The sequence below is a fragment of the Microbacterium testaceum genome, assembly GCF_003075375.1.
GTDB classification, from domain to species: domain Bacteria; phylum Actinomycetota; class Actinomycetes; order Actinomycetales; family Microbacteriaceae; genus Microbacterium; species Microbacterium testaceum_E.
In genome coordinates, this window is record NZ_QDFT01000007.1 from 100,342 (window position 1) to 111,906 (window position 11,565).

14 protein-coding genes, 1 tRNA gene and 1 pseudogene are annotated in these 11,565 nt (G+C 67.1%); 7 read left to right on the plus strand and 9 right to left on the minus strand.

The window, feature by feature from the left end; all coding sequences use genetic code 11:
* The first annotated feature begins 140 nt into the window (after positions 1-140).
* Both DC432_RS04660 and DC432_RS04665 read left to right on the plus strand, forming a co-directional pair.
* Positions 141-1,346 (plus strand): annotated as a pseudogene (locus tag DC432_RS04660) (aminotransferase class I/II-fold pyridoxal phosphate-dependent enzyme).
* A gap of 148 nt (positions 1,347-1,494) precedes the next feature.
* On the plus strand, positions 1,495-1,713 hold the full coding sequence (locus tag DC432_RS04665) for a hypothetical protein (protein WP_116536885.1): 219 nt from the start codon (positions 1,495-1,497) through the stop codon (positions 1,711-1,713).
* 6 nt (positions 1,714-1,719) lie between these two features.
* Here the strand turns inward: DC432_RS04665 and DC432_RS04670 are convergent, their stop codons facing one another.
* Together DC432_RS04670 and DC432_RS04675 are read right to left on the minus strand one after the other, a co-directional pair.
* On the minus strand, positions 1,720-2,526 hold the full coding sequence (locus DC432_RS04670) for a carbon-nitrogen hydrolase family protein (protein WP_116536886.1): 807 nt from the start codon (positions 2,524-2,526) through the stop codon (positions 1,720-1,722).
* Positions 2,523-3,020, minus strand: coding sequence for a DUF6328 family protein (locus DC432_RS04675; protein WP_116536887.1), 498 nt, complete (start codon positions 3,018-3,020; stop codon positions 2,523-2,525). The genes DC432_RS04670 and DC432_RS04675 overlap by 4 nt, the downstream gene beginning before the upstream one ends.
* Before the next feature lie 83 nt (positions 3,021-3,103).
* Between DC432_RS04675 and DC432_RS04680 the strand changes: the two genes are divergently transcribed.
* The 5 genes from DC432_RS04680 to DC432_RS04700 all read left to right on the plus strand — a co-directional run bounded on the left by DC432_RS04680 (position 3,104) and on the right by DC432_RS04700 (position 6,189).
* A tRNA-Met gene (locus DC432_RS04680) sits at positions 3,104-3,177 on the plus strand.
* 148 nt (positions 3,178-3,325) lie between these two features.
* Complete coding sequence (locus tag DC432_RS04685; RefSeq protein WP_116536888.1) at positions 3,326-3,616, plus strand: hypothetical protein; 291 nt, start codon at positions 3,326-3,328, stop codon at positions 3,614-3,616.
* Between the two features lie 11 nt (positions 3,617-3,627).
* Positions 3,628-5,376 carry an alpha/beta hydrolase gene (locus DC432_RS04690; protein WP_165801177.1) on the plus strand — a complete coding sequence of 583 codons (1,749 nt, stop codon included), beginning with the start codon at positions 3,628-3,630 and terminating at the stop codon, positions 5,374-5,376.
* Position 5,377: 1 nt separating this feature from the next.
* Positions 5,378-5,824 carry a hypothetical protein gene (locus tag DC432_RS04695; RefSeq protein WP_116536890.1) on the plus strand — a complete coding sequence of 149 codons (447 nt, stop codon included), beginning with the start codon at positions 5,378-5,380 and terminating at the stop codon, positions 5,822-5,824.
* 71 nt (positions 5,825-5,895) lie between these two features.
* Positions 5,896-6,189 (plus strand): WXG100 family type VII secretion target, encoded by a 294-nt coding sequence (locus tag DC432_RS04700; protein WP_165801178.1) that lies wholly within the window; start codon positions 5,896-5,898, stop codon positions 6,187-6,189.
* A gap of 109 nt (positions 6,190-6,298) precedes the next feature.
* Here DC432_RS04700 and DC432_RS04705 read toward each other — a convergent pair whose 3' ends face one another.
* From DC432_RS04705 to DC432_RS16840, 7 genes are all read right to left on the minus strand, one after another.
* Positions 6,299-6,511, minus strand: coding sequence for a hypothetical protein (locus DC432_RS04705; RefSeq protein WP_116536892.1), 213 nt, complete (start codon positions 6,509-6,511; stop codon positions 6,299-6,301).
* Positions 6,512-6,676: 165 nt separating this feature from the next.
* Positions 6,677-7,579 (minus strand): carbohydrate ABC transporter permease, encoded by a 903-nt coding sequence (locus DC432_RS04710; protein WP_116536893.1) that lies wholly within the window; start codon positions 7,577-7,579, stop codon positions 6,677-6,679.
* An 8-nt stretch (positions 7,580-7,587) separates the two neighbouring features.
* Positions 7,588-8,514 carry a carbohydrate ABC transporter permease gene (locus DC432_RS04715; RefSeq protein WP_243393028.1) on the minus strand — a complete coding sequence of 309 codons (927 nt, stop codon included), beginning with the start codon at positions 8,512-8,514 and terminating at the stop codon, positions 7,588-7,590.
* Positions 8,511-9,806 carry an ABC transporter substrate-binding protein gene (locus tag DC432_RS04720; protein ID WP_116536894.1) on the minus strand — a complete coding sequence of 432 codons (1,296 nt, stop codon included), beginning with the start codon at positions 9,804-9,806 and terminating at the stop codon, positions 8,511-8,513. The genes DC432_RS04715 and DC432_RS04720 overlap by 4 nt, the downstream gene beginning before the upstream one ends.
* Entirely contained in the window at positions 9,803-10,810 is a 1,008-nt protein-coding gene (locus DC432_RS04725; protein ID WP_165801179.1) for a phosphotransferase, read from the minus strand. Before DC432_RS04725 ends, DC432_RS04720 begins: the two co-directional genes overlap by 4 nt.
* Positions 10,811-10,976: 166 nt before the next feature.
* A complete protein-coding gene (locus DC432_RS04730) occupies positions 10,977-11,261 on the minus strand; it encodes a Dabb family protein (protein ID WP_116536896.1) in 285 nt (94 codons plus the stop codon).
* Complete coding sequence (locus DC432_RS16840; protein ID WP_279304095.1) at positions 11,262-11,396, minus strand: hypothetical protein; 135 nt, start codon at positions 11,394-11,396, stop codon at positions 11,262-11,264. It abuts the gene before it with no gap.
* Positions 11,397-11,565: the final 169 nt, after the last annotated feature.

Genomic DNA, 11,565 nt, shown 5'->3' on the forward strand with positions numbered 1-11,565 from the left:
CCTTCTTCCAGGCGCTTCTACGATGACCTCGGATCCTGTGGGCCACCTATGACGAGCGTGAGCCGCCTCTATGGGTCTAGCAGGTACACACCCCATGGCATTCCCGCTTGCGCCGGTCGGGTGTGCGGCATCCTGGATCCATGCAGCAGATCCCCGGCGCCTGGCAGCGCACCGCCCGCGGTGCGGGGCTCCTCGCGCCCGACGGCTCCTCCGTTCCGACGATCTTCGCCGAGATGAGCGCGCTCGCCACGGCGACCGGTGCGCTCAACCTCGGCCAGGGCTTTCCCGACCAGAACGGACCGGAGGCGGTGATGGATGCCGCGCGCCGCGCGATCGCGGACGGCGTCAACCAGTACGCCCCGGGCCGCGGTTTCCCCGAGCTGCTCGCCGCGATCGCGGAGCACCAGCAGCGGTTCTACGGCATCTCGCTCGACCCCGCCCGCGAAGTGCTCGTGACGGTGGGCGCGACCGAGGGCCTGGCGGCGACGCTGCTCGCGCTGGTCGACTCCCCCGACGACGAGGTCGTCGTCTTCGAGCCGTACTACGACTCGTATGCCGCGTGCGTGGCGCTGTCGGGGGCGAGGCTCGTCCCGGTGCCGCTGCGGTGGCCGGATTTCCAGCCCGACCTCGAGCGATTGGCATCCGCCGTCTCGGATCGAACGCGCGTAATCCTCGTCAACGATCCCCACAATCCGACGGGCACGGTGTTCTCGCGCGAGGTGCTCGACGAGATCGTGCGCCTGGCGCACCTGCATGACGCCGTCATCGTGACCGACGAGGTCTACGAGCACCTCGTCTTCGATGGTCCGCACGTGCCGATCGCGACCCTGCCCGGGGCGGCGGAGCGCACCCTGTCGATCTCGTCGGCGGGCAAGACGTTCTCGCTCACCGGGTGAAAGACGGGGTGGGTGACCGGCCCCGCCGAACTGGTGTCGGCCGTGCTCGCGGTCAAGCAGTTTCTGACGTACGTGGGCGCCTCGCCCTTCCAGCCGGCGATCGCGGTGGGGCTGCGCCTGCCCGACGAGTTCTTCGCGTCGGTGGCGTCCGAGATGGCGGCCAAGGCCGCGCTGCTCGGCACGGGTCTGCGCGCGGCCGGGTTCGACGTGTCGACGCCGGGCGGGTCGTATTTCACGGTGGTGGATGCCGCCCCCCTCGGCGCCACGGACGCCGACACGTTCTGCCGCGAGCTGCCCGATCGCGCCGGGGTGGTCGGCATCCCGCTCACCGCTTTCGTCTCGCCCGCGCATCGCGATCAGTACCGGACCCTCGTGCGTTTCGCCGCCTGCAAGCGCGTGGAGGTGCTCGCCGACGCGGCCGAGCGTCTCGCCGCCATGCCGCGCACCTGATCGCTCGCCCCGGTCGCTGAGCCGCCGATCACCCCGCGGGGTGATCTTTTCGTCGCGGTAACGGGGACGACGAAACACGAAATGCGCCCGTGGTACTTTTCCGCAGAACGAGGTTTTCGCCGCCGCGTTCTGGGGGGAAGTACGAAGAATGTCTCGAAGAAAAAGCACGCACGATTCGCGACCCGTTCGCGTCGTCGAGCTCTACGGAAAAGACCTGCGGTGGGAGAGCGCGGAACCGCATCTGCGCCTGACCGACGAAACCGTCGCGCGTCTGACGCGCGAGGGCTACACGATGGCGCTCGTGCGCGTGGGGCTGTGGCGCACGCGTCGCGTGTCGCTCATCCGCCACGCGCAGCGACTGTCCTGAGACTCGTCAGCGCGGCGTGACCCGAAAGCGCCGCAGCTCGAGAGCCGGATTGACGCGCCGCACGCGCGCGATGGCCTGCGGGTCGACGTGCGCCACCGCGATGTCGGTGGCGGTACCGACCTGGGCGATCGCGACCCCCTGCGGGTCGACGATCATCGAATGCCCGACGCCGAGGGGCGGGGTGTGGTCCGCCGCGGCGACGAAGAACGTGTTCTCGATCGCCCGCGCCTGCAGCAGCGTCTGCCAGTGGTGTTCTTTGAGCGGACCGCGCACCCATTCGGCGGGCACCAGAGCGACGTCGACGCCCGCGTCGGCGAGCAAGCGCGCCACCTCCGGAAACCGCAGGTCGTAACAGGTCATCAGGCCGAACCGCAGGCCGTCGACGACGAAGGTCTGCGCAGGGGCGAGTTCGCCGGCCTCGATCCAGTCGGACTCCCGCTGGCCGAAGGCGTCATACAGGTGGAGCTTTCGATAAACCGCTCGGATGCCGTCGCCCCCGACCGCCACGACCGTGTTGCGCACGCGTCGGCCGTCGTCGGCCTTCTCGAGCAGCCCCGCCACGATGACGACATCGAGGTCGGCGGCCAGGGCCGTCAGGGTGCGGACGAAGGGTCCGTCCAGGTCTTCGGCGTTCTCGGCGAGCGAGGCGTCGAACGGGTTGACGAAGTAGCTCGAGTACTCCGGATAGACGATCACCCGCGCGCCGCGTCGCGCTGCCGCGTGCGCCGCGGTCTCGATGTCGTCGAGGTTGCTCTGCCGAGACGCGACGGGGGCGAACTGGGCCACGGCGATGCCGACGGTGTCGTGGTTCATCGCGTGCTCCCTCTCGCCCGGCGTCGGACGGACACCGGCACCACGATCCACAGTACGAGGATGATCAGCCCCAGCACGACCCCCGCGGCCGTGCCCGCCGCGAGACTCACGACCACGTCGAACACGAACACCACCACCCCGACGAGCAGCAGCGACACGAGGGTGAGCGCGCCGCGCAGGCAGTTGTGCCCCGTTCGCACAAGGGCCGGCTTGACCTGCAGATGGAACACCGCGCGGTGCAGCGCGACCGGCGCGAGAGCGACCACCGCGCTCAGCGCCGCGAGGCAGACGAGCACCAAATAGAACGTCCGCTGCGTCGGCGACAGGTCGGCGAACGAGGACTGGAACGCGAGCGCCAGCAGAAAGCCGGTCAGGATCTGCGTGCCCGTCTGAAGCACCCGGAGTTCCTGCAGAATCTCGTTCCAATTGCGGTCGGCCCTCTGCGCGGGCGTTTCGGGGCGTCCGTCGTCGAGATCGTCGAATGTGTTGCTCACCGGCCTATTCTCTCGCGACACTCCCGGGCGGTATGCCCGGATTTGCCATGTCGTTCATCTCGGCGTAATGTTTTCTCTTGTGCCGCGGGGTGGAGCAGCTCGGTAGCTCGCTGGGCTCATAACCCAGAGGTCGTAGGTTCAAATCCTGCCCCCGCAACAAGAAGAAGGCCCCGGATCGCAAGATCCGGGGCCTTCTGCCTTTTCCGGATGCCAGCCCTCTCGCGTCGCAGGTTCACCCAATCCGGCGCCGATTTCACCTGGGGATAACCCCCGTCGACGGGGCCACGCGTTCTTAGCTAGAACGCATGTCAACGTTCTCGGTCGATCCCGATGCCCTCACGAGCACCGCCGGTGTCGCGCGCAAGCTCGTCGACGCGGCGGCTGCCGGCACTCCGACGGAGCGTCCTGCCGACGTCGGCCACGACATCCTCGCCGACGCCATCGGTCATTTCGCCTCACGCACCGATGACGCGTGGCGCGCTCGCGTCGATGACCTGCGCCGTATTCCCGACGCGCTGGACGACAGCGCGTCGACGTACGAGAACGCCGACAACGAGGCAGCCGCAGTGGTGCGACGAGCGGACGGGGGGCTGTGATGCTCGGCTCGATGTCGACCGACCCCGCGGTTCTCGTCCCCGGCTCCCCCGCATCGATCGACACGGCCATCCGGGGGTGGAAGGCTCGCGCTGACCACGCCGAAGAGAACCGGCTGGCCCTCACGAAACTGGCCGTGCCCGACGGGTGGCAGGGTTCGGCTCCCGTCGCGTTCACCGACCACATCCGCAAGGTCGCCTCGACCTGGATGCCACTGCAGCAGTCCCTCACCGTCGCCTCCGGCGCCCTGCAGGAGTACAGCTCGACCCTGACGTGGGCCCGGGATCAAGCAGGCGTCGCGATCGACACGTGGCTGCAGGCGAAACGGGCCGAAGAACAGGCCCCCCTCCTCCCCACCACGCAGGCGGCCGCCGCCGAGGTCGAAGCTCTGCGAGAGAAGGCGTGGTCGATCCTGCGCCACGCGCAGACGCGCGTCGCCGAGGCGGGTGACCGCGCGGCAGGCATCATCCGCACGGCCGCCGCACAGCCCGAGCTGACACCCGCAGCGTGGCAGCGCGTCGGCGAGACCGTCTCGACACCGGAGCAGGCCGCCGCGCTTCTCGCCTCGCTTTCCGCGTCCGACATCGACGACGTCCTCGCGGCGCGTCCCGACCTCGTCGCTCTGCTGCAGCAGCTGAATCCTGAGGCGGTGAATCAGTGGTGGAGCGCATTGTCGACGGGCGCGCAACATGCGCTGATCATGTACGCGCCCCGCGTTATCGGCAATCTTGAGGGTGTCACCTACGGTGCGCGCGACAGAGCCAACCGCCTCGCGCTCGACCAACACATTATCGACGCAGAGGCGCGCGCCGCGGCAGCTCGATCTCCCATGCCGTTGTTTCCTCCCCCCTCCGAGGGGCAGGTCATCGAATGGGCCAAAAGAGCGGAAGCTGCCGAAGAAGACGCGGAGGCCCTCAGGAAAATTCGCGAAAGCTTGCTCGCGACCGAAGACAGCGTTCCACGGTCACTGATCTCGCTCACTGACGATCACCCCCCTCTCGCGGCAGTCGCAATCGGAGATATGGATCGAGCGACGAATGTTACTTTCGCGATTCCGGGCATGGGGTCGTCGGCGGCAGGTCTTCCCGATTGGGCCGGGACGGCTCAGGACGTGTATACAGCGCAAGCGTCTGCCGATCCACACGCTCAACTTGCCGTCGTCGCTTGGCTGGGATACAAGGCGCCGCCTGTCCCATCCTTTGACGACCCAGATTTGGGCGTCTTGCATTCCGAGCTAGCCGAGGAAGGCGGACGCAGGCTCGACTCGGCGCTAGCGGGCTTCAACGCAACGAATGCGACTTCCACGCTGAACGTTCTGGCGCACAGCTACGGAACTACGACAGCATCGTTCGCACTGTCGGAGGGCGACGCTCATGTCGACACTTTTGTATCCGTCGGAAGTGCCGGCTTGACCCCGAGCGTCGATAATGCAGCCGATCTTCATGCTGACCGAGTCTTCGCTGGGCAGGCGCGCGATGTCTCCCCCCTGTCCAACGATGGTGGAGACCAGTGGGCATGGGTTGGGAGGATTGGAGGTGATCATCCCGTTGATCCCACGGTTGAGTCCTTCGGCGCTGTGAGGTTTGGCGTCGACACCCCGGGAAGCAATCTCGCGCCGGTTCTCGATCACAATGCGTCAACTGAGACGTCGAACGGATACCTGGATTTGGGAACGGAATCACTCTTCAATGTGGCCTTCGCAACGACGGGGCAAGGTCAACAGGTCACTCCATACGTCCCGCCGGCGCGGGCGAAAGGTTGAGATGTACACCACAACACTCCGGAGCCTCAGCTTTGCTGCGGCCTTGATGCTTGCCACGACGCTCGCCGGTTGCGACACAGAGGGAGATGTTCGAATGACGTCAGATCAGGTCCGAGACGCCCTGGAGTCGCTGATTACCGACACAGCGGCACAAATGGGTGACGCGACGTGGGATGAGGTGGTCGGCCGACCCTACTCGAAGTCCTGCGGCTCGGAGGAACGGGTCAAGTTCTCTTACTCCATAAACACCTCCCTCGGGGTAGACCCCCGGGCCGATGCCAAGAAGGTCGCCGATTACTGGCAGAGCCTGGGCATGAGCGTCAAGATATCGGATGGCCCAGTCTTGGCCGTGTTCGGCAGCGGCGGTCCCGTTTCCGCGGTGTCTTTCGGCACCGGTCCCGCTGTGTATTCGATCTCCGGCACATCGCGTTGCTCGGCCGGCGAATGAGACACAAACCAGGGCACTACAAGGCGCCTCGTCGACCATCGCCACCCTCCGACACAGAGACTCTGCCTTCAATGACCATCTCCTTCGACCCCGCCCGCCACGCACAACACCTCAAGGCTCTCGCCGACGCCGACGCCGCCATCGAGTCCCACCTGACCGAGCTCGAAACGCAATCCGACGCCCTTCGCGCACAGTGGAGCGGTCAGGCTCAGCAGGCGTATGAGCGCACCCATGCGCAGTGGTCGTGGCACATGCTCGACCGACGCGCCACTCTCAAGGCCGCGAGCGACGCCGCGCGGAAGGCCGCCGAACTGCTCGTCGATGCCGATCGCAGGGTCACGCAGTCGTGGCACTCCCTCAGCTGAACAGACAGCAAAAAAGAAAGCCCCGGGCCTCTCGACCCGGGGCTTCCCCATCCCCCCACTGGCTCTCAGTACCGCCCTCGGTCCCCCGACCGAGCAGGCAAGACTGTTTTCACAGATAACTGCGGTGGCGGCTCGACGCGGCGGCAGGCGCGGCCACGACGAGTGCGGCGACGAGCAGAAGAACTCCGGTGTCGCCGTGGATGGTCAGCATGACGACGCCGGCCACCGCGAGGACGACGACCGTCGCCCACAGCATGATGGTGACCAGGGGTGTCGCCCAGAGCGGCAGGGCTGCTGCCTGCTGCGTGTAGTCGTTTCGCATTGCTCCTCGCCTTTGAGACGCGTACGGAAGTACTTCGGCCTGTCGATCTGTAGCTTCTTCGGAACCCTCACCGGAACGGTTTGGATGCCGATGCACAAACCATACGCCAGACGTCCCCCTTTTGGGGGACATTGTGCGGGCGAGACAAAATTGATACCGCTGCGTCTAGCGGATGCCGCTGCGCGCGAACCCCTGCACGAAGTACCGCTGGAACAGCAGGAACAGCAGCACCATGGGCACGACCGAAATGAGCGCCAACGCCATGCTGGCGCTGTAGTCCGGCGTCGACTGCCCCTTCAGATACAGCAGCCCGATCGGCAGCGTGAACAACGCCGGGTCCTTCAGGGCGATGAGCGGCCACGCGAAGTCGTTCCAGCTGCCCAGCAGCGTCAGCAGCGTCAGCACTGCGATGAGCGGCTTGCTCAGCGGCAGCACGATCTGCAAGAAGGTTCGCAAGTGGCCCGCCCCGTCCATGCGCGCCGCCTCGATTAGCTCCTCGGGAATGCTCAAAAAGAACTGCCGTGCCAGAAACAGTCCGAATGCGGCGGCCGCTCCCGGCAGGATGACCGACCAGTACGTCCCGGTCAGTTGCAGCCCGGTCACCAAGCGGAACTGCGCGACCATGATCGCCTGCACCGGAATCATCATCGTCGCGAGAGCCAGGATGAACAGGATGCCGCGGCCCGCGAACCGGATGCGAGCGAACGCGTACCCGGCCAGCAGGTTCACGATCACCGTCAACGCCGTGACGAACGCGCCGATGACGAGCGAGTTGGTGAACCACTCCGCGATCGGAAAACGGGCGAAGAGCGCTGCGAAGTTCTCGGTGCTGAAGGTACTCGGCCAGAACTGCACCCCGCCCGGGCGGAACACCTCTCCGCGCGGCGAGAAGGCGATGACGACCATCCAGTACAGCGGAAAGAAGATCACCGTCGAGGCGACGACGGCAAGGGCGATGCGGATGCCGAGCCCCAGCGCTGAGCCGTCGCGGCGTCGCCGGCGTCGCGGTGACGGGCTCTGCGGAGGTTCCCCCAGCGGGGCGATCTGCGTGAGCGTGGAAGAAGTCATGGTTGTCCCTACTCGACGGTGTCGCGCGAGCGGCTCGTGCGCCACTGGAGGTACGTGAACACGAGGGTGAGGAGCAGGATGACGACACCCAGTGCGGCGCCGTACCCCTGCTCGCGGATCTGGAAGCCGTTGCGGTACGCGTAGGTGCCCAGCACGGACGTCGAGAACCCCGGCCCGCCGCCGGTCATGACGAACACGATGTCGAACACCTGGAACGACGCGATCACGTTCATGATCAGCAGGAAGAACGTCGACGGTCCCACGAGCGGCGCGGTGATGCTGCGGAAGAGCTGCCACCGCCCCGCGCCGTCGAGGCGGGCGGCCTCGTACAGCTCCGGCGACACGCTCTGCAATCCCGCCAGATAGATCACCATGTTGAACCCGATGCGCAGCCAGATCGCCGTCACCATCACCGAGACGAAAGCCGCGGTGCCGTCGGACTGCCACGCGATCGGCGCCGCCCCGAGCGACGTGAGCGCTTTGTTGATGATTCCGGAGCCCTCGCTGAAAATCGTGACGGCGATCATTCCGGATGCCACTCCCGAGATGACCAGCGGCAGCACGATGATCGTGCGGAAGACGCCCTTCGCCGGCAGCACCGAATTGAGAAGAACGGCCAGTCCGAGACCGCCGAGCAGTTCGACCGGCACGGTGATGAGGGTGAACAGCAGTGTATTGCCCAGGCTTTGCCAGAACACGGGGTCGCCGACCATGCGCGCGTAGTTGGCCAGGCCCACCCACTCGGGGTCGCCGAATCCGCGCGAGCTGGTGAACGACAGCTGCACCGCGAAGACGATCGGCACGAACAGGAACAAGCCCATCAAGAGCATGTTCGGCGCGATGAACCCGTACCCGGTCAGCGCTTCTTGCACGCGCGCCCGCCGCGGCCGCCGTGTCGAGGCGACGGGACGACCGCGGACGGACGCGACGGTCACGAGCCGGTCGCCTGTCGGATGCCGGAGGTGATGTTCGCGAGGGTGTCGGCGGTGCTCTGCCCGTTGACGAAGGCCGCCTCGAGCTGGTCCTGCATCGACACGGCGATCGCGGCGAGCGACGGCGAGGTGAGCTGCTTGACGTCGCTCGGCTGGATCGTCGTCGCCTGCTCGACGAACACCGGCATGACATCGGGGCGCACCGCGAACGGAATGGACGACGGATCGATGTCGACCCGGGTGGGCAGCTCGTTCGTGGCCGCGCAGAAGGCGGTCATGTTGTCGGCATCCGTCATGAACTTCAGGAACTTCGCGGCGAGCTCGGGCTGCGCCGAGGACTGCGTCGCGACCAGGGCGTTGCCGCCGAGGTCGGTGGCGCCGCGGTCGTTGACGGGCATGGGCAGCGCGGTCCAGTCGAAGCCGGCGAGGTTCTCGATGTCGGGGACGACGAACGAGCCGACGAAGGCCATGGCGACGGACTCCTCGGTGAAGAACGAGTCGGCGTAAGTGGCGGCCTTGACCGAACTGGTGGGCGGCACCCAGCCCTTCTCGAAGAACGATCGGGTGAAGTCGAGGGCTTCGGTGCCGGCGGCGGAGTCGATCTCGGGGGTGGTGCCGTCTTCGCCGAGCAGGGCTCCGTCGGCCTGGAACAGCCAGCTCAGCCACCGGGGTGTGCCGCCCAGCTGCCAGTTGTAGACGAAGGGGTACGTGTCGGCGGGGAGGGATGCCTTGAGCTTCGCCGCGACGTCGGCGAACTCGTCCCACGTCCAGGCGTCGGCCTGGGTGGTCGGCAGGTCGGTGATCCCGGCGGCGCTGAGCAGCTGCGTGTTGACGAGGAGCGCCGAGACGTCGGTCTGGTGCGGGACGCCGTAGGGCGTGCCGTCGTACGACACCGCCTCCCACATGGCGGGGGTGAACTGCTCGACCTCTTCGGGCGTGAAATAGGGGCTGACGTCGAGCAGCTGATTCTGGCTCGAATAGACGCCGAGGTTGCCATAGTCGACGCGGAAGATATCGGGGGCATTGCCCGCCGACAGTTGCGCGTCGATGTTGCTGAACATCTGGTCATAGGGCACGACATTGAGCTGGACGGTGACGCCCTCGTTCTCGGACTCGAATTGCGAGACGAGGCTCTCGAATGCGGTCTGCTCGGATTCGCTCGCCCAGGTGGTGAAGGTGAGCGTGCCTTCTTGCTGTGCGGTGGAGCCTCCGCCGGTGAATCCGGTGCAGGCGCTGAGCGACAGGGCGGTCACGGCCGCGAGAGAAAGCGCGCTCAGCATTCTGGTGTGATTCATGGTTCTTCTTTCGTGTCAGCGAGCGTCGGGCTGTGGGGCAGCCGTTCGAGCTCTTTCTCGACGAGGGTCACGAGCCCGTGGGGGCCGAGGATTCCGTCGAGCATCCGGAAGGGGGCAGGGTCTGAGGGGTCGCCGTCGAGGGCGGCGAGAAACGACGAGGTGGCGTCTTCGATAGCGCGCACGCAGCCGAAGCGGATGACGCGCTCGCGGTCGATGGCGACGTCGTGGCCGTATCCGTCGCGGAACAGCTCGCGGTGCTTCTCGGTGAGGGGCGCATCGAACATGACGCCCAGTTCGACGAGCATCAGGTCGACCTCGCGCGGGGCGATGGTCGCTTCGTCGAAGTCGATGAGCCACGGGCGTCCGCCGTCGTCGAGCAGTACGTTGCCCAGGTGGGGGTCGCCGTGGGCGGTGACGCGAGTGGTGGGCCGTCGGGTGCGCTTGAGCTGCCGGGCGACGGCGGCGAGGTGGAGCAGCCGGGGGTGGGCGGCATCCCATCTGCTGGTGAGCTCGGGGGCCACGTCGCGGCGGTAGGCCCGGTCGACGGTGTCGATCAGGGCGCGGGGAGAAGAAGAAGAGCGACGGATGCCACTGCGCTGCGGCCGCACCCCCTCGGGGACGGGCTGGTCGTGCACCGCGCGCAGGACGCGTCCGAGTTCGCGCCAGTCGACGTGGTCGGGTCCGAGGTCGACCGCGTCGGCGCCGTCGACCCAGTGCGAGACAGTGATGAGGTATCCGGCCGCGGTGGCCCACAGCGCTCCGTCGCGAGTGGGGACGGGTTGCAGCACTCCCCCGGCGGCGGCGAGTCCCGTGGATCCTGCGAGCGACAGCCCGAACTGCACGTCGCGTGAGGTGATCTTGAGCGCGTAGCGCGCTCCCCCGGCGTCGACGCCGGTCCACATGGTCGCCGCGGAGTCCCACCCGCCCTCGAACCGCTCGAGGCCGGTCAGGTCGAGGTCGTACTGCTCGCGAAGCAGACGGGCGACGCCCGCGGGGGTGGACACGTCGGCAGGCGCGCCGCTGAGGGCGTCGCGAGGTGCCCCTGCCCCCGAACGCCGTCCTCCGTTGGTGCCGGCCCCCATGGCCGTTGAACGTTCCACTGTGGGGTCAGCCTGGACCACCGGCGCTCAGACGGATGGCTCTTGACAGCGGCGGTCGTCTCTGAGCGGGCTATGAGCGTTCCCAGTCCCCCACGATCCAGTCGGCGAGGGATGCCACGTGCTCCGCGACGCGCACGTGGTCTGCGCTTACGCGCCAGGCGGCGAAGGCCGCGGCGTCGGCGAACGTCCCGTCCTCGACGATGACGCGTCCTTTTCGCGTGTCGAGCGACAGGGCGATGTCCCACGCGGTCACTCCCGGCTGGTCGCCGAGCCCGCGCAGCAGGTCGATCGCTCGAGACACGTTCGGGTCCGTGACGTCGTCACGGACCCGGAACAGCACAACGTGTCGGTACATCTACTCGCGGATGGTGTCGACGTGGTCGCGATACCAGGCGACCGTGCGCTCCATGCCCTCTTCGAGCGAGATGGAGGCCGTCCACCCCAATGCTCGCTCCCGGTCAACGACGCCCCAGGCGGCGACGGGTGCCACGTGGTCCGGTACCCGCCTACACCTGCAACAGCATAAAGCCGCAGATCAAGTCGTGCGTGCGCACCTAGGGCCCGCGCACTACTCCACGGGTTGATGTAGTCGTTTGCTGGCGCCCAGCGATAAACCACCTTGATCCTTCGGCAAGGCGGCGACGGGCGCACCCCAAAGA

Excerpts from the sequence above, each read along its gene's own strand:
- DC432_RS04690 (WP_165801177.1), top strand. The coding sequence starts at position 3,628 with ATGTCGACCGACCCCGCGGTTCTCGTCCCCGGCTCCCCCGCATCGATC.
- DC432_RS04670 (WP_116536886.1), bottom strand. The coding sequence starts at position 2,526 with ATGAACCACGACACCGTCGGCATCGCCGTGGCCCAGTTCGCCCCCGTC.
- DC432_RS04665 (WP_116536885.1), top strand. The coding sequence starts at position 1,495 with ATGTCTCGAAGAAAAAGCACGCACGATTCGCGACCCGTTCGCGTCGTC.
- DC432_RS04700 (WP_165801178.1), top strand. The coding sequence starts at position 5,896 with ATGACCATCTCCTTCGACCCCGCCCGCCACGCACAACACCTCAAGGCT.
- DC432_RS04710 (WP_116536893.1), bottom strand. The coding sequence starts at position 7,579 with ATGACTTCTTCCACGCTCACGCAGATCGCCCCGCTGGGGGAACCTCCG.
- DC432_RS04720 (WP_116536894.1), bottom strand. The coding sequence starts at position 9,806 with ATGAATCACACCAGAATGCTGAGCGCGCTTTCTCTCGCGGCCGTGACC.
- DC432_RS04695 (WP_116536890.1), top strand. The coding sequence starts at position 5,378 with ATGTACACCACAACACTCCGGAGCCTCAGCTTTGCTGCGGCCTTGATG.
- DC432_RS04685 (WP_116536888.1), top strand. The coding sequence starts at position 3,326 with ATGTCAACGTTCTCGGTCGATCCCGATGCCCTCACGAGCACCGCCGGT.
- DC432_RS04730 (WP_116536896.1), bottom strand. The coding sequence starts at position 11,261 with ATGTACCGACACGTTGTGCTGTTCCGGGTCCGTGACGACGTCACGGAC.
- DC432_RS04705 (WP_116536892.1), bottom strand. The coding sequence starts at position 6,511 with ATGCGAAACGACTACACGCAGCAGGCAGCAGCCCTGCCGCTCTGGGCG.